Consider the following 18,276-nt stretch of genomic DNA (forward strand, 5'->3'; position numbering starts at 1 on the left):
TAGTAATACAGACATAAGGCATCATCTCATTTTCTCAATAAAAATAAGAAAATTTGAGCTTCCTTTAAGATAATTCGACAAGTATACCATATAAATAGTCGGCATAAATAAAATGTCAACAATAAAATCAGGGATGATACCGCTAACTTATAGTTTCAAATGAGTACTATAAGGCTTCTCATTAATCCTACAGGCGTAAGAATTGTATTGCAAAAGTCACGGTTCAGTCCTCTGTTGTATCTTCTGTAACTCTTTTAAATTAGGCCTCCAACGTTCCTGGGATAATGTGTAACACATGCACTGTGTTTGATATGAAGAATGAATACTCTTTTCATTCCATTCATAAATTTCATCTATGCGAAATGAGAGATAATAGTGGAACAGATTAATTCAAATAAAAAACATTCTGACAGAAGAAAATATTTTTCTTTGTTAGCGGTAATTTTATTTATTGCGTTTTCAGGTGCCTATGCCTATTGGTCACTGGAATTAGAAGACATGATTAGCACAGATGACGCCTATGTTACGGGGAATGCTGATCCAATTTCTGCACAAGTCTCAGGCAGTGTCACTGTCGTTAATCATAAAGATACGAACTTTGTTCGACAGGGTGACATTTTAGTTTCACTGGATAAAACTGATGCCACGATTGCACTCAATAAAGCTAAAAATAATCTGGCAAATATTGTGCGACAAACGAATAAACTATACTTACAGGATAAACAATACAGTGCCGAAGTCGCTTCAGCACGTATCCAGTATCAACAATCTTTAGAAGATTATAATCGTCGTGTGCCGCTAGCAAAGCAGGGGGTTATTTCAAAAGAAACGCTGGAGCACACCAAAGATACGTTAATAAGTAGCAAAGCGGCATTGAATGCAGCTATTCAGGCTTATAAAGCGAACAAAGCCTTAGTAATGAACACACCATTAAATCGCCAGCCACAAGTTGTTGAAGCTGCGGATGCAACCAAAGAAGCCTGGTTAGCGCTTAAGCGTACGGATATTAAGAGTCCGGTTACTGGTTATATTGCCCAGCGAAGTGTGCAGGTTGGTGAAACAGTGAGTCCTGGACAATCGTTAATGGCTGTCGTACCGGCACGTCAAATGTGGGTTAATGCCAACTTTAAAGAAACACAACTCACGGATGTACGGATTGGTCAATCGGTTAATATAATCAGCGATCTTTATGGTGAAAATGTTGTGTTTCATGGTCGGGTGACAGGGATCAATATGGGAACCGGCAATGCGTTCTCCTTATTACCTGCACAAAATGCGACAGGGAACTGGATCAAAATCGTTCAGCGTGTACCGGTTGAGGTGTCTCTGGATCCAAAAGAACTCATGGAACATCCCTTGCGCATTGGTTTATCGATGACTGCAACCATTGATACCAAGAACGAAGACATTGCCGATATGCCTGATCTGGCTTCATCCGTGACGTCCATGCCTGCTTACACCAGTAAGGCCTTAGTTATCGATACCAGTCCGATAGAAAAAGAGATTAACAACATTATTTCTCATAATGGACAACTTTAATGGCAATCACTAAATCAACTCCGGCACCATTAACCGGTGGGACGTTATGGTGCGTCACTATTGCGTTGTCATTAGCGACGTTTATGCAAATGTTGGACTCCACTATTTCTAACGTCGCAATACCCACAATATCTGGCTTTCTCGGAGCATCAACGGACGAAGGCACATGGGTTATCACATCGTTTGGCGTAGCAAATGCCATTGCGATCCCTGTTACCGGCAGGCTGGCACAAAGAATAGGCGAATTAAGGTTATTTTTACTATCAGTAACCTTCTTTTCGCTGTCTTCATTAATGTGTAGTCTTTCGACTAATCTTGATGTTCTTATTTTTTTTAGAGTCGTCCAGGGATTAATGGCGGGGCCGTTAATTCCATTGTCACAGAGTTTATTATTAAGGAATTATCCGCCAGAAAAAAGAACATTTGCTTTGGCGTTATGGTCAATGACCGTAATTATCGCTCCGATTTGTGGGCCGATATTGGGTGGCTATATTTGTGATAACTTTAGTTGGGGATGGATATTTTTAATCAATGTCCCTATGGGGATTATCGTCCTGACATTATGTTTAACTTTACTTAAAGGAAGAGAAACTGAAACTTCACCGGTCAAAATGAATTTACCAGGGTTGACCCTGTTAGTGCTCGGTGTTGGTGGCTTGCAAATTATGCTTGATAAAGGGCGCGATCTGGATTGGTTTAACTCGAGTACAATCATAATATTAACAATAGTGTCAGTTATTTCTCTGATCTCTCTAGTCATTTGGGAGTCGACCTCAGAGAACCCGATTCTTGACCTCAGTTTATTCACGTCGCGTAATTTCACCATTGGTATTGTGTGTATCACATGCGCATATTTATTTTACTCTGGGGCGATTGTACTTATGCCGCAGTTGCTGCAGGAAACTATGGGGTATAATGCGATATGGGCCGGGCTTGCCTATGCGCCAATCGGCATAATGCCACTATTAATATCGCCTTTAATAGGACGTTATGGTAACAAAATTGATATGCGTGCATTGGTTACATTTAGTTTTTTGATGTATGCGGTTTGCTATTACTGGCGTTCTGTGACATTTATGCCAACGATTGATTTCACAGGCATCATTTTGCCACAGTTTTTCCAGGGATTCGCCGTTGCCTGTTTCTTTTTACCCTTAACAACGATTTCGTTTTCAGGGTTGCCTGATAATAAATTTGCCAATGCCTCGAGTATGAGTAATTTTTTTCGTACCCTGTCAGGATCAGTTGGTACGTCGTTGACAATGACGTTGTGGGGACGACGCGAATCGTTACACCATAGTCAGTTGACAGCAACCATCGATCAATTTAACCCCGTGTTTAATTCATCATCACAAATTATGGATAAATACTATGGTTCGCTTTCAGGGGTTCTTAATGAAATTAATAATGAAATAACTCAGCAGTCACTTTCAATTTCTGCAAATGAGATTTTCCGTATGGCGGCTATTGCTTTTATCTTACTTACGGTATTGGTTTGGTTTGCGAAACCGCCGTTTACAGCGAAAGGTGTTGGGTGATGGTAAAAAGAGAGAGCTATAGCAGGTAAGACGGTAGAATCTTAAGCCTGCGCCATCGGCAGCATCGCTCACCCAGGGAAAGGATGGCGATGCTGCGGTGAAACGTTATTAACGGCCTTTAGCCAGATATTGCTTCATCTCTTCTTCCGGCACCATTCCACCTCCTGTCGCCCACACCAGATGAGTGGCATTACGCAGTTGTTCTGTGCTGAAACCTTGCATCTGTTGGTAAATTACTGATGCGCACACGCGCTGAGGCCCGGCCATACCCGCCAGTGCTGAAGGCTCAAGACGAATGTCTTCTTCCTGCGCCAGCCAGCCAAGCATGTCATACATGGTTTGATCGCTAAGGGTATAGAAGCCATCCAGCAGACGCTCCATTGCCCGCCCGACAAAGCCTGATGCGCGACCAACAGCAAGGCCATCCGCTGCGGTAAGGTTGTCGATACCAATATCCTGAACAGAAATCTGATCGTGTAGTCCGGTATGGACGCCTAACAGCATACAAGGAGAGTGCGTGGGTTCGGCAAAAAAGCAGTGAACATGATCGCCAAATGCCAGTTTAAGACCGAATGCGACGCCACCAGGACCACCGCCAACGCCACACGGCAGATAGACAAACAGAGGGTTACCAGCATCGACGATACGACCTTGCTTGGCAAATTGCGCTTTAAGACGCTGGCCTGCGACGGAATACCCAAGGAACAACGTGCGGGAATTCTCGTCATCAATAAAGAAACAGTTCGGGTCAGACTGCGCTGCTTTACGTCCTTCCTCGACAGCAACACCATAATCTTGCTCATATTCCACGACCGTAACGCCATGGCTGCGCAGTTTCGCTTTTTTCCATGCTCGGGCATCAGCAGACATATGTACTGTCACCTTAAAGCCAATGCGGGCGCTCATAATACCGATTGATAACCCCAGATTTCCGGTTGAGCCCACAGCAATGCTGTATTGGCTAAAGAACTGCTTAAACTCCGGAGAAAGCAGTTTGCTGTAGTCATCTTCAAGCGTCAGCAACCCTGCTTCCAGAGCCAGTTTTTCTGCATGTGCCAGGACTTCATAAATCCCGCCGCGTGCTTTTATGGAGCCGGAAATAGGCAAATGGCTATCTTTTTTCAGTAACAGTTGCCCGCTGATCGGTTGCTGATATTCCTTTTCCAGCCGTTTTTGCATAGCCGGAATGGCAACCAGTTCTGATTCAATAATCCCTCCAGAGGCAGCCGTTTCAGGAAATGCTTTTGCCAGATAGGGGGCAAAACGAGATAAGCGCGCATGGGCGTCCTGAACATCCTGTTCGGTCAGGCCAACATAAGGTAAACCTTCAGCCAATGAGGTCGTGCCAGGATTGAACCAGGTGGTTTCTTTAAGAGCAACCAGATCCTTTACCAACGGATACTGGGCGATGAGCGAGTTCATTTTAGCGTTTTCCATAGTACGTCTCTTTGCGCTTAGATGATAAATGACAGCAGGAATGTGCCCGCCAGAGCGACGACTGAAGCGATAAATGTCGCTGTCGTATAGTATTTAAATGTTTCATTGAGCGTAGCGCCGCAATATTGCTTCACCAGCCAGAAAAGCGAGTCCGTAACGATCGTGCAGCCAATCGCACCTGAACCGATAGCAATCGCAATAATTTCCGGACTGATGTCGGGATACAGCGGCAGCATGGGTGCAACAATTGCCGTTGCCCCCATCATTGCCACCGTAGCGGAGCCCACTGCAGCATGCAGAATAAGTGCCACCAACCAGGCCAGAAGAATCGGGTGCATATGCATATTGGAGAGAATAACTGCCAACGTATCAGCGAGACTGCTGCTTTTTAAAATGGCGTTGAATGCGCCTCCAGCCCCGATAATCAGCAAAATATTAGCAATAGAACCGAAGCCATTTTCCGTATGTGTGAGCATCGTCCCCATGCTCATATGCTGACGTATACCCAACACATAATAGGCGACAAATACGGCGATAAACATGGCAGTGATAGGGTTGCCAATAAACTCAAGCAAGCTATACAAACCACTCTCACGCGCCATATTCAATTCGGCAATCGTTTTAACCAACATCAGCGCAATGGGTAGCAGTACGGTGAATAACGTTGCGCCTAATGACGGTAGTGTTTTTTCATCGCGAACTTTGAGATCGGCAAACTCTGTGGGTACAGGTTTAAAGGGCAGTCGTTGACCCAGAAATTTAAGGAAAAGTGGGCCACCGATCAGTGATGCCATCAGCCCAACCAGCAAACCGTAGACGATCACCGAACCGATATCTGCGCCAAGCTTATTGGCAACATATAAAGCAGCCGGATGTGGGGGAACCACGCAGTGCACTGCCATCAATGCGGTACACAGCGGAATGGCCAGCTTTAACAATGAGGTATTGGTTTTTTTGGCAATTGAAAAAGCCAGAGGAATCAATAGCACAACGCCCACTTCGACAAACAGCGTGATGCCGCAAATCAGGCCAACCAGTACCATAATGACATCAGCTGAAAGCCAGCGGCAACGCTGAAGTGTCAGACCAATTCTTTCTGCGGCCCCGGATACTTCCATCATTTTTCCCAGTATCGTGCCAAGGCCGATAACCGCAGCGAGGAACCCCAGCGTTCCGCCAATTCCACTTTCAATAGCATTTACCATATCCAGTGGCCCCATGCCCATCATCGTTCCCACGAAGAAGCTGGCCAGCAACAGCGCCAGAAACGGGTGGAATTTGAACTTCACGATGGTCAGTACAATTAACACGATGCTGATAAGCAGCGTGCTCACAACCCAGATTTGAGAGTGCATATCTCACCTTCCCCTGTGATTAACCTGATGATATTGGACAAAAAAACAACGCAGGCTGACAAACGATAAAATTTGCCTTTCACATGAGGTAAATTGCATCAATGGAGTGATTTACATCTAGAAATGAAGGTGAATTGAGATATGGTTCACTTTAGCTCACCTCACAGCTGAAATTTTGCCGCTATTTTTTTACACTTAATAGAAAAATGAGGTGATTATGGAACCCCTTCGTGAAATAAGAAATCGACTGCTTAACGGCTGGCAACTATCAAAACTGCATACTTTTGAAGTGGCTGCCAGGCATCAGTCCTTCGCCCTTGCGGCAGAGGAATTGTCGCTGAGCCCCAGTGCGGTAAGTCACCGTATCAATCAGCTGGAAGAAGAATTAGGTATTCAGTTGTTTGTTCGTTCCCATCGCAAAGTGGAATTAACGCACGAGGGGAAACGCGTTTATTGGGCGCTAAAATCGTCGCTGGATACCCTGAACCAGGAAATTCTTGATATCAAAAATCAGGAGTTATCGGGTACGTTAACTCTGTATTCCCGGCCCTCTATCGCCCAATGCTGGTTGGTGCCCGCATTAGGTGACTTTACTCGCCGCTATCCGTCTATTTCGCTCACCGTGCTCACTGGTAATGACAATGTCAATCTGCAACGTGCCGGAATCGATTTGGCAATCTACTTTGATGACGCGCCGTCAGCGCAACTGACTCATCACTTTCTGATGGATGAAGAAATCCTGCCAGTATGTAGCCCGGAATACGCTCAAAGACATGCTTTAACAAACACCGTAATTAACCTGCGTCACTGTACGTTGCTCCATGACAGACAGGCATGGAGCAACGACTCTGGTACGGATGAATGGCATAGTTGGGCGCAACATTATACGGTTAATTTGCCGACATCTTCAGGAATTGGCTTTGATCGTTCTGATTTAGCCGTTATCGCCGCAATGAATCATGTTGGGGTGGCGATGGGAAGGAAACGCCTGGTACAAAAAAGGCTTGCCATTGGTGAGCTCGTTGCACCGTTTGGCGATATGACGGTGAAATGCCATCAGCATTATTACATCACCACATTACCGGGCAGGCAGTGGCCAAAAATTGAAGCGTTTATTACCTGGTTAAGAGAACAGGTAAGTCAATATGAATGTTATACCTTATAATACATTAAATCATCTGGTTCCTAAATAACCTTATTATGCACTGTAAGTGTATGTTGGCTTTATAAATTGCGATTTTTATATGGGAATTGTTTTGTCAATAGTTACGAAAAGGATAAATAAAATAACCACATCTTCTTGGTGTCGAATATTGGAGAGCGATAATTCATAGTAAACTATGATTACCAGAGAAAAGATAAGTGGCAATATATTTGCTGGTGGCATTTTTATTAAATATTATGTGTGTTGGTTTGTAACTTTAAAAAAATTAATTTTTTTAATAAAAAAGTGATTTGTTTCTCATTTTGATTAATATTGAGGATCCATTATGATTATCAGTTGTATGTCATAAAAATGAGGGGCTAAAAGCCTCAATGAATTGAGGCCTTTAGAACAGGGGTTATATCTTCTTTATATCTAACACATCACCCTCCCATACTCGTTTAAATCTTGCTGCATTACTGGCTGTATATAATACCGTATGATGTATGTTTCTGTGCCCTAAATAATCTTGTATTAGTCTGGTGTCTAACCCTTGATTAGCTAAAGCATACCCACAACCATGCCTAAGCATGTGAGGATGAATGTTAATATTCATATTGTGACTATATTTCTTACACATCTTATACACATATTGTCTCGAGATTTTATTTCCTTGACAAGAAAGAAATAAAGAGTCTTCAAAAGGTTTTTTTACTATGTTATCACGTAGTGCTAGCCATTTTTTTAATAACAGAACAGTTTCTTTTTGCAGGGGATGTACTGTGGATAATCCATTTTTTAAACGCTTGATATATATTGCTGACTCTGAAAAGTCAATGTCGCTAATCTTTAGTGCAATAAGCTCGCTTACCCTAAGGCCATGTACATATGCCATTTGTAACATGGCTTTATCTCTAATTTCATTTTTTGAACCGTTGATGGCTTCAAAAAATAACAACCATTCACTATGAGTAATAAATTTGCGCATAATATTATCGGTTATACTAATTAAGTTAAAAAATAAACTATAAATACCAGAGCCTGGTATTATTGCTTGTTTTTTATAAGCAAGTAATGAGCTGGGATTTAAATTATGCCACTAAATGGATATTCATCAATACCCCGCCAGAGAGATAGTTGCTCAGTGGGTATAGAATATTATTAGTCAACCAGTGAGCATAAATAAGCACAAGAAGTTGCGTATTATGAATAATGATTCAATGCCATGCTGGTGGTTTTTTTTGTGGTGAAAATATTTGTACCTTTTTGTTTACGGATGAAAAATAAACAGTCATATTATTTTGGTTAATTATTGTGTTAGTTTTAACACTCGGTGATGTTTTTTGTTATAGTGCATTAATTTTTAAATAAAAAAATTCATACATTCATGGATGTAATATATACAAGATACAATGTTAATTTTAGATAAAATATTAATTGCATTGGATACTTTTTAAATATGCCGATGTTGAGCTTAATTTTATGAGGGAATGCTATTTCGGGCTGTAGGACTTTTTTATAATCATCGTATAGGGCTCTTTATATTTACAGGAGGGTTTTGAACGATAGTTACATAACGAAGGTTGTTTGTATGCGTTTACAAGCGATTAATTAGATTAGGTGAATTTTAATAAATTAATCTATAATCATACAGCAACTATATGAATTATATTATTGACTAAATTTAATTCTTTCATCATAGTTGACATGGCTATTTTATATAAATAGAGGTGATTTATGCAAAACAGAAAATTTTTAACGCATCATGAAATTAATTTACTACTTCAATCTGTAAAACAAAAGAGTTGCTCTTCACGCGATGTTTGCATGATTTTATTGGCTTATTTTCATGGTCTGCGTGTTAGTGAGCTCTTATCTCTGCAGTTGTCGGATTTAGAACTAACTACAGAAAAAATATATATTCAACGGATAAAAAATGGATTCAGTACAGTCCATCCACTTCAAAAGGAAGAGGTGATTGCAATAACAAACTGGCTGAATGAAAGGAATTCATTAAATGTTAAACATTTCAATGATAACCCGTGGTTATTTGTTTCCCGAACAGGAAAACCATTATCGAGACAACGATTCTATAACATAGTTTCTGCTGCGGGTAAAAATGCAGGTTTAAATATTAAAGTTCATCCACATATGTTACGCCATGCATGTGGTTATTCACTAGCAGATAATGGTGTGGATACCCGTCTTATTCAGGACTATCTCGGGCATCGTAATATCAGGCATACGGTAATTTATACTGCTTCTAATTCAATGAGATTTGAAAAAATGTGGGGGATAGGTGACGCAAAAAAGCAACATTTTGACCCAAAATGTAAACCCAATCTTTGTTTAGAAATTCTCGTATAGAAAAACATTTTTTTCTATAAAAAACATTAAATTTACTGATTTAGATCAATGTGCGGCGTCAATCTACACATAAAGAGGTAGGTTTGTCTTCTTTTTAATCTCTGGCGTATAAAGCCAAAATGTAAATAACAATCAAAATTATATTCTGAATTAAAATAAATACGCAGGTTTTTTTACCTGCGTTTTGTGCTATTTGTAGTTAATTAAATTGATGTTGTCAAAATGGGTCATTTTGTAAACCTGTGCCTCAAGGTTTGTCTCCCCCGCGGTGTGCAAAGCAAAAGGAAATTGGGAAAGGGGATAACAGGAAATTGATTGCATGGTTTTGATTACGACTACAAAAAATACTTTTATAATTCAAGCAATTAAGAGTATGCGTTGGCGGGGTTTTTCGTACGTGAAAGTCATCGCTGTGGACGACTATTCTTCTCTGATTCGTGATTTTGGTACATCTTGCTTTCGGGATGAGCAATCGTTGTTGTTACCTGTATTCCCTGATAATGATTCTACTACCTGTATACGCTCACTGTATTTCATTCACCAATGGCTAAAAAGCCAGCCTGTCAATATTCCGTGCCTGGCATGGGGGGATAATGGTGTAGTTAGTAATAAAGGCATACCTTTCATACCGTGGAAATTAACAGCAGAGCAATTTTGTTTCTATATAGATAAATTTATCAATGGCTGGAGGTGCAAAAAAAATATTCGCGCGAATCATAAAGTTTCTTTTTTAGAACGACAATTATCCCCGAGGGAGAAAAGTATCTTTATATATACCAAGGAAGGAAAAGATATTGCATGGATCTCGAACACCTTGGGTATATCCAGTAAGACTGTGTGGACGCATCGTCGTAGAGCTATGGATAAACTCGGGGTAAAACGTTTACATCAATTTATAAATATTCCGCGTTCCCTTATTAGTGAAAATATTCAATTATAATGTACGTTCAAGAGTATTAGTGTTATGAATAAAATATATAAAGTCATTTGGAACCATACAACCCAAAAATGGGATGTTGTTTCAGAATTGACGAGTTGTAGAAAAAAATGTAAATCAACTCGCCTAGGAATTGCTTTATCAGCAATGGTTCTGGGGGGCGCTATTGCAATTAATTGCAATAGCGCAATGGCAGATGTCATATTGTCACCAGACTGGCGTCCGGGTACGAATAACTCGGGTGTTGGGGCTGCAACAGTAAGTGGTAAAACCGAATACATCACTGGTCCAAATGTCGTCCAGTCTGGTGGGTCAGGTCTTATCTGGATGACTGTAGAACAGGCAATTTTAAATGGCTACACCACTGGAGATAATTTATCCGGATTGATTTACGTCAATACCGGAGAAAAAACAAAAACCATTACAGTGAAGGATGAGGTTACTGGCGCTTCTCAAACACTTCAAGTGTTTGATACTGACTCTTTCTCACAACGCGATGCGGGGACTGGGGGAAATGAAACCATTCCTGGTTTTAGTGGCACTGCGGATTTTTTCAATGCGACACGTTTTGTAACAGCCAATAATGGCGGTACAGCTATTTTGGATGTGGGTTCACCAGCAATCGGTAATTTTTTTAAAAATACACAGCTTGCTGTAGCTGATGGAGAAGGTTCCTCTGTTGTATGGAACTCGGTCAATGATTTTTATTTTCAGCCTGGTGCAACCATGCAGGGGGGCGGCGTTACTCAAAAAATCATTGACTCAATGAAATATGCTGGATCAATTACTGATTGGGCGGGAAAAGTACACCATATTAACTCTCTTGATGATTTAAAGCAATATAATCAATATTTGATAAAGTCACTAGAGGACAAAACGCTATCTTATAAGCAGTATGATGCTGAATTTAATAAGGCCCTTATTGTCACTAAGCATAATTACAATGTAGATATGACCGCAGGGGGACGCATAGACTCAACTCCTTACAAAGAAAATGTAGGGCTGCTTGCTGTTCTCCATGCAACCAATAATGCACGAGCAATATTAGGTAAAACGGGTAAATTAACTGGAGTTCTTCCTGCCTATGGGAATGGAGGAGGGATCGTTGCAACTAATGGTGGGACCGGTGTTAATGAAGGGGTCATTGATGCCATTGGTACTGAAATGATTGCCTATCAAGACAGTACCATTGTTAACGATGGTACACTTTTTGTTTGGGATAATAATGATAAATATGCTCTCCAGGCAGAGGGGATGGTTGCCGGTAGTAATGGTTCTTCAGCCATTAATAATGGTGTTATTAATATTCGCCCATTTAAAAATGCTTTCGCTCCAGAGGGGATTAACACCGCAATTGTTGTTAGTAATGGGGGCATGGCAACAAATAAAGGCACAATAAATATTACTGCCGATGCATCAACTAATGATAATAATGGCAAAACACGAGGTGTAAATGTTGGAGCTGGAGGCTCTTTTATTAACTCGGCCTTCGGGAGCATCAATGTAGGTATTGCGGAGGATAAAACTGCGACTCATTCGGCTGTGGGTTCTGTTGCGATTGAAGTACAAAATGGTGCAAACAAAGTCGTTAATGAAGGTACTATTTTTTTGGGCAGGGGGGCTCAGGGGAACTACGGAATCCTGGCAAAGGATGCCGGGACTGTTGATGTGGTAAATAAAGGGACTATCACTATTGACGGTCATGACAGTGATGCACCTGCACTGAATGTTGGCATGCTGGCAAATAATAGCTCCGGGATGAAAAACTCCGGGATTATCAATGTTAATGGTCTGAACAGCACCGGGCTACAGGTAATCAATGCAGGACAGTTGAATTCTGACGGTACGATAAATGTTGGCGGCAAGGGTATCAGTAGTGGTTTCCGTAACTATGGTGCCTGGGTGGAAGGTGCCGGAAGCAATGTTAATGTATCCGGAAAAATCAGTCTTGCCGGTACGGGGGCTGTGGGGGTTTTTGCTAAAGATGGCGGCAGTCTGACCCTGTCAGGCAATGGTGCAGTGCTATTTGGCAGCAGCGATCAGATAGGCTTTTATGTCTATGGAAAGGACTCTGCCATTCATAATACCGGAAGCGGTGTTATGGATGTGTCCACTGAAAACTCAACATTATTCCGTATTGCCAGCGGTGCGACATTCCAGGGAACTGCAGATGCTTCTTCTGCACTTACGGCGTCTGGTAAGAACTCTTATGCACTTATTGCCACGGGGAAATCGGATGGCGGTGTGGCCTCGACAGTAACGTCTGGAGGAATGACCATCAACCTGACGGGTGAGGGGGCTACAGCGACTTTGATTGAAGGGGGAGCGCAGGGCACAATTGAAAGTAATGCCATTATCAATATGGATAATGCCAGTGCGATAGCCGGTATTGCGGATGGCAATGGCTATGATATTTCCGGCAAACTCATTAATCCGAAAGACAAGACCACACTATTAACGGCGGGGGCTCAGTTAAGTTCCACCCAGGATAAAGTGACCGGGTATATCGCCCGTAATGGGGCCACTCTAAATAATACCGGTAATATCATCTTTACTGGAAAGAATACAGTGGGCGTCCGGGTTGAGGAGGGGGCTGTTGGTACCAACAGCGGAAATATTACAGTTCAGGATGGTGGTGTGGGACTAATTGCTAATGCCACACAAGATGTTACAACGATTAATAACTCGGGAAATCTCGTTCTCAAGGGGGGAGATAATGCTAACCGTACAACGGGTATAAAAGCATCTGGTACAACAACAACGGTTAATATGACCGCGGGTACTATATCTTTGCAGGGACAGGGGGCGATTGGCGTTGAGGCAAGCAATAAAGGGACTGTTAACCTTGATGGCTCGGCAGTACCGAACTTTGCTGCTGACGGCTCTGGTATTACCGATCAGATTGCTTTTCGTATTATCGGAGATGGTGCAACCATTAAGACGAATATTGCACCGGGAACCCTGCTGGATGCCAGTGGGGAACGTTCTGTACTTTTCCGTATTGAAGATGGGGCAAAACAGGCCGGCTCTCTGCTGATGAAAACCTCCGGGACAGGCAGCCGTGGTATCTGGGCCACAGGGAAAGGGAGCAATGTCCTGGCTGATGCTGGCAGTGATTTCCAGATCCTGGGCGCTCAGGCTCAGGGATTATATGTAACTGGTGGTGCGACAGCGACGCTGAAACAGGGGGCATCAGTTAACCTTGTAGGGGATGGCGCTGTTGTCGCGGAAGTTGACGGAAATGAATACGCTCTGGATGGCAGTATTACACAAACGAATACTGGCTCGGTTATTACCAATGAGGCAGATATCTCTTCGCCGCTGAATAATGCCAAGGGCTTTATTACGCGTAATCAGGGACTGTTGATTAACAGCGGCAACATTGATTTCACTGCCGGTACCGATAATATCGGCGTCTGGGTTGATAATGGTCGTTTTGAAAATACAGGAAGCCGTATAGCGGTCAATGGCGTTGCATTATTTGTTGAAGGTGAACACGCTCAGATTACCAGCACGGGAGGGGATATCGTCGCTGTGGATGGTGAGGCTGCCATTAAGCTGGGGGCGGGCGCGTCACTGAACCTGACAGGGAGTGGCCTGGGAACGATCGAAGGTCAGAAAAATGCGCATGGCATCCTGCTGGATACAGGGGCTGTGGGGCTGGTTATTGATGGTGCGAAAATCAATGTTAATGCTGCAGGTGCGGTCGGTCACGGGATTGAGAACCGTGCAGAAATTGAAGGCATTCAGTTAACCAATACGACTGAAATTAATGTGGCTGATGGCATTGGTGTGCGAACTTCTGCTTCTCTGGCCAAGACCAACAGCGGCACTATTAATGTAGACGGCAGTGGAATTGCACTGGCGTTCCAGAAAGCTGACGGAAGTGAAACCGATAATAACCTAGATATGTCTGACTCCGCTGGATTAGTCATTAATCTGAAAGGCACGGGCGGCACGGGTATTTTTGCCAACACTAAAGATGGTGCTGTCGTGAAAAGCGGTGCAAGTGTCAATGTTACACAGGCCGATGGCGGTTCCGCTCTGGTGGTTAACAATGCGGCCAGTGAAGTGGTTCAGAGCGGTAATCTCATCTCTGCTTCTCTGAATCATGCCGTGGTGGATGCTTCAAAAGCACAGTCCTTTACCAATAAAGGTCAGATTAAAGCTGCGTCCGCCACCGGGACTGCAATGGCGTTTGATGACGCAGTGAATACCACCGTACTGAATGACAGCGGTGCTGAAATTCAGGGGGTTGTGGCTCTGAACGGCGGTGATAACACATTCACCAATAAAGGCAGTATTACCGGAACCGTCAGTGCAAAAGAGGGTAACAATACATTTTTATTTGATGATGGCAGCATACTGACAGGAGAAGTGACTGCAGGAAATGGCAATAACAATGTAACGCTCAATGGTAAGGCTCATGTTGATAAGGTTACTGCCGGTACCGGGAAGAACACCTTCACCATTAAAGGCGAAGGGGCAACCTGGAACCTGCTGGATGGCGGGCAGGGAGATTCTGATTCCCTGATTTTTGATAACGCCATTCATACGCTGGATTCTGTTGTAAAACTACAGAATTTTGAACATGTCGGGCTGAAGAACAGTTCGCTTGTCACTCTGAAGGAAGCTCTTGTGCTGACCGATGGGGGGACCGGCCCGGGTTCCGTCGATATTGAATCGGGCAGCGAACTGGCCATTATTCCTGCAGTTGCAGGCAACTTTACCTTTGATCCACTGTTAACAGGCAAAGGAACACTGTCTGCCCGTCTTGATGCCGACACATCTGCTTTTGAATTCAGCCATAACGTCGGGGATCAATTTGCCGGAACTCTGAAGCTGGGTACCAGTAGCTTTGCTCTGGAAGGGCTGAATACGAGCGGGTTAACCCATGCAATGCTGATGTCTGAAACCGGGAATATCACAACGGTTGGCTCCGGTGTTCAGCAGATTGGCGGTCTTGGGTTCAATGGCGGAACGCTGATTTTTGGTTCCGTTATGCCGGGCGATACCATTGCCAGCAACAGTATTGAAACCTCTGCTGCAGGTACGCTGGATATCCGGGGGAAAGGCACAATTCAGGTCACCATGCCAGATGAAGTGATTAATGATATTCCGGCTGTTGATACCCGTAAGAATTTGCTGGAGCAGGATGATGCGCAGACCCTGGTCACGCTGGTGAATGCAGCGGGTACCGTCACCGGTACTGGCGGGCAACTGCAACTGGTGGATGAAAACGGGCAGGCTATTTCTCACAGTCAGACGTTTGATGTCACTCAGGGCGGTGAAGTTGTAGCTCAGGGAAATTATGACTATAAGCTACTGGGAAGCTCCGACGGTATTAAAGGTGACGGACTGTACATAGGCTATGGGCTGAAGTCGCTGGATTTACAGGGAACCGGTGATAAAGCGCTGGTGCTGACACCGAGAGCGAATGCCCAGGGACTGCAGACAGATCTTGGCGCACAGTTAACGGGGGCAGGGGATCTGGCCATCGAAGCTGCGGGGCAGGTTGTCACACTGTCTAACGGCGGTAATAACTACACCGGGGATACGCTGGTGCGCAGCGGCACATTACAGATGGCAAATGATAATGTACTTGGCGCAACAGGTAATCTGAACGTCGCCAGCAATGCCGTCTTCAGAACAAACGGATACAGCCAGACGGTGGGCGCACTGCAGACAGAAACGGGAGCGCACATTCAGCTTGATAGCGGTAGTGTACTAACGGTCAGCGGCACGCAGCGTCAGCCGGGGGATGATAATGGTGGCATCATTGAAAACAATGTGCTGACCGGAGACGGTACGCTGGCTGTCACGGGCGGCAATCTGACGGTACATGGCACCAATATCGGGTTTACCGGTAATGCCAGCCTTACCCAGGGGGCGCTGGTTGAAATGAACGGCGCACAGGGGCTGGGAAGCCAGGGCTCCATCAGCTTTGAAAGCCTTAATGATCGCCTGGCGATTGATATCGCCGACGGTAGCGGAGTAAGCAGTAACCTGAGTAAATCGCTTTCCGGAAAAGGTTCAGTGGGCATACTGAACACCACTGATCTGACACTTTCCGGAGATAACCGTAATTTCAGCGGTGAATTCCGTGTGCAGAAAGATGCTGCTCTGCGGGCTTCAGATGAAAAACACCTGGGCACCGGGCTGATTGACAGTGATGGTGTCACCTGGCTTACCGCCAGTGGAAACTGGTTACTGAAGAATGATATTACTGGCTCCGGCGCTCTGGTGAAACAGGGGGCGGGCAATCTGATCATTAATCATGAGCTGACTTATACCGGTGATACCACGGTTGAGAATGGCGTTCTGATTGTCGGTGATGATTCAGTCACCCGTGCCGCTGGTGCGACGTTGTCAGGCTCCAAAAACATTCATGTTCTTAATGGCGGCACACTGAGTGGGCTGGGGACCGTTTCGGGTCAGGTTAATAACCAGGGAACACTGGCATCACTAAATGCTCTCTCAGGTTATGAAACGGCAGAGGCGAGCAATTTTACCGTTGGCTCACTGACCAATACTGGCGTCATTCGTCTGGCCGGTGGTAAGACAGGAAATACCCTGACCGTAAATGGCGATTACACTGGTGGCGGTACGTTAATTATCAATACCGTGCTGGGGGATGATACTTCTGCCACTGACAAACTGATTGTCACGGGTAACACCTCCGGTGATACCGGCGTGGTGGTGAATAATGTCCGGGGCCAGGGGGCTCAGACCGCTGACGGCATTGAGATTGTGCATGTCGGTGGTCAGTCTGACGGTAACTTCAGACTGGAGAATCGTGCTGTGGCCGGGGCATGGGAATATTTCCTGCATAAAGGTAATGCGGGTGGTACCGACGGTAACTGGTATCTGCGCTCTGAATTGCCGCCGGAGCCGGGGACAAAACCGGAGACAAAACCAACACCGGATAAACCTGTGCAGAAGGTCTATCGCCCGGAGGCTGGCTCATATATTTCGAACATTGCGGCGGCTAACACGCTGTTCAACACCAGAATGCACGATCGTGAGGGGGAAACTTACTATACCGACGTGTTTACTGGTGAGAAAAAAGCAACCAGTATGTGGATGCGTCATGTTGGCGGTCATAATCGCTGGAAGGACAGTAGTTCACAACTGAATACGCAAAGCAACCGCTATGTTGTGCAACTGGGTGGCAGCATTGCACAGTGGACTGACGGTCAGGAGCGTCTGCAGCTGGGTATTATGGCCGGTTACGGGAATGAGAAGAGCTCCACGACATCCTCGGTTTCGGGATATAAATCTAAAGGCTCGATCAGTGGTTACAGTACCGGTTTATACGGAACGTGGCAGCAGAATGACGGCAATGACACCGGGGCTTATGTTGACACCTGGATCCAGTACGGCTGGTTTAATAATACCGTTAATGGTGAAAAACTGGCGGCGGAGTCCTGGAAATCCCGTGGATTTACCGGTTCAGTGGAAGCAGGTTATACCTTCAAAGCCGGCGAATTTACCGGCAGCCAGGGAAGCCACTATGACTGGTATATTCAGCCACAGTCCCAGCTTACGTGGATGAATGTAAGAGCCGGCGAACATAAGGAGAAAAACGGCACGAAAGTTCAGCTTAACGGAGACGGCAATATCCAGAGTCGTCTGGGCGTCAGAACTTACCTGAAAGGTAAGAGTGCGTCTGATGACAATAAGGCGCATCAGTTCGAGCCTTTTGTGGAGGTTAACTGGATCCATAATACACAGGACTGGAGTGTCAAAATGGATAATACGGTACTCAGTCAGGACGGAGCCACAAATATTGCTGAAGTCAAAACGGGTGTTCAGGGTAAATTGTCAGATAACCTGAATGTCTGGGGCAATGTTGGCGTTCAGGTCGGCGATAAAGGGTACAGTGATGCCCAGGCAATGCTGGGTATTAAATATACATTTTAATCACACAGTGGCAGGAGGATCCCTCCTGCCACATCC

General features: G+C 44.4%; 9 protein-coding genes. 6 read left to right on the forward strand and 3 right to left on the reverse strand.

Features of this window, described 5'->3' with window-relative positions:
* Positions 1-375 precede the first annotated feature (375 nt).
* Positions 376-1,539: a multidrug efflux MFS transporter periplasmic adaptor subunit EmrK gene (emrK, locus tag ATB02_RS19285; protein ID WP_105272105.1), complete on the forward strand. Its 1,164-nt coding sequence runs from the start codon at positions 376-378 to the stop codon at positions 1,537-1,539.
* On the forward strand, positions 1,539-3,077 hold the full coding sequence (emrY, locus tag ATB02_RS19290) for a multidrug efflux MFS transporter permease subunit EmrY (protein ID WP_032184768.1): 1,539 nt from the start codon (positions 1,539-1,541) through the stop codon (positions 3,075-3,077). Before emrK ends, emrY begins: the two co-directional genes overlap by 1 nt.
* Positions 3,078-3,185: 108 nt before the next feature.
* Here the strand turns inward: emrY and dsdA are convergent, their stop codons facing one another.
* Positions 3,186-4,514, reverse strand: coding sequence for a D-serine ammonia-lyase (dsdA, locus tag ATB02_RS19295; protein ID WP_105272106.1), 1,329 nt, complete (start codon positions 4,512-4,514; stop codon positions 3,186-3,188).
* Between the two features lie 17 nt (positions 4,515-4,531).
* Positions 4,532-5,869, reverse strand: coding sequence for a D-serine transporter DsdX (gene dsdX / locus ATB02_RS19300; protein ID WP_000556039.1), 1,338 nt, complete (start codon positions 5,867-5,869; stop codon positions 4,532-4,534).
* 217 nt (positions 5,870-6,086) lie between these two features.
* On the opposite strand from dsdX, the gene dsdC reads away from it, so the two are divergent.
* A complete protein-coding gene (gene dsdC / locus ATB02_RS19305) occupies positions 6,087-7,034 on the forward strand; it encodes a DNA-binding transcriptional regulator DsdC (protein WP_105272107.1) in 948 nt (315 codons plus the stop codon).
* 397 nt (positions 7,035-7,431) lie between these two features.
* On the opposite strand, the gene ipuB is transcribed toward dsdC, so the two are convergent.
* The gene (ipuB, locus tag ATB02_RS19310; RefSeq protein ID WP_001224626.1) at positions 7,432-8,001 is read right to left on the reverse strand and encodes a tyrosine-type DNA invertase IpuB; all 570 of its coding nucleotides are present in this window, start codon (positions 7,999-8,001) and stop codon (positions 7,432-7,434) included.
* Positions 8,002-8,750: 749 nt separating this feature from the next.
* Between ipuB and ipuA the strand changes: the two genes are divergently transcribed.
* The 3 genes from ipuA to ATB02_RS19325 all read left to right on the forward strand — a co-directional run bounded on the left by ipuA (position 8,751) and on the right by ATB02_RS19325 (position 18,240).
* Positions 8,751-9,380 carry a tyrosine-type DNA invertase IpuA gene (gene ipuA, locus ATB02_RS19315; RefSeq protein ID WP_001181152.1) on the forward strand — a complete coding sequence of 210 codons (630 nt, stop codon included), beginning with the start codon at positions 8,751-8,753 and terminating at the stop codon, positions 9,378-9,380.
* A 319-nt stretch (positions 9,381-9,699) separates the two neighbouring features.
* Complete coding sequence (locus tag ATB02_RS19320; RefSeq protein ID WP_105272108.1) at positions 9,700-10,320, forward strand: helix-turn-helix transcriptional regulator; 621 nt, start codon at positions 9,700-9,702, stop codon at positions 10,318-10,320.
* Between the two features lie 24 nt (positions 10,321-10,344).
* Positions 10,345-18,240 (forward strand): phase-variable autotransporter adhesin UpaE, encoded by a 7,896-nt coding sequence (locus tag ATB02_RS19325; RefSeq protein ID WP_105272109.1) that lies wholly within the window; start codon positions 10,345-10,347, stop codon positions 18,238-18,240.
* The last annotated feature ends 36 nt before the right edge of the window (positions 18,241-18,276 follow it).

It is taken from the genome of Escherichia sp. MOD1-EC5189 (genome assembly GCF_002966045.1).
Classification (GTDB): domain Bacteria; phylum Pseudomonadota; class Gammaproteobacteria; order Enterobacterales; family Enterobacteriaceae; genus Escherichia; species Escherichia coli_F.

Bases quoted from the DNA above. Each gene is read 5' to 3' on its own strand.
- emrY (WP_032184768.1), top strand. From the start codon at position 1,539: ATGGCAATCACTAAATCAACTCCGGCACCATTAACCGGTGGGACGTTA.
- dsdA (WP_105272106.1), bottom strand. From the start codon at position 4,514: ATGGAAAACGCTAAAATGAACTCGCTCATCGCCCAGTATCCGTTGGTA.
- dsdX (WP_000556039.1), bottom strand. From the start codon at position 5,869: ATGCACTCTCAAATCTGGGTTGTGAGCACGCTGCTTATCAGCATCGTG.
- dsdC (WP_105272107.1), top strand. From the start codon at position 6,087: ATGGAACCCCTTCGTGAAATAAGAAATCGACTGCTTAACGGCTGGCAA.
- ipuB (WP_001224626.1), bottom strand. From the start codon at position 8,001: ATGCGCAAATTTATTACTCATAGTGAATGGTTGTTATTTTTTGAAGCC.
- ipuA (WP_001181152.1), top strand. From the start codon at position 8,751: ATGCAAAACAGAAAATTTTTAACGCATCATGAAATTAATTTACTACTT.
- ATB02_RS19320 (WP_105272108.1), top strand. From the start codon at position 9,700: ATGGTTTTGATTACGACTACAAAAAATACTTTTATAATTCAAGCAATT.
- ATB02_RS19325 (WP_105272109.1), top strand. From the start codon at position 10,345: ATGAATAAAATATATAAAGTCATTTGGAACCATACAACCCAAAAATGG.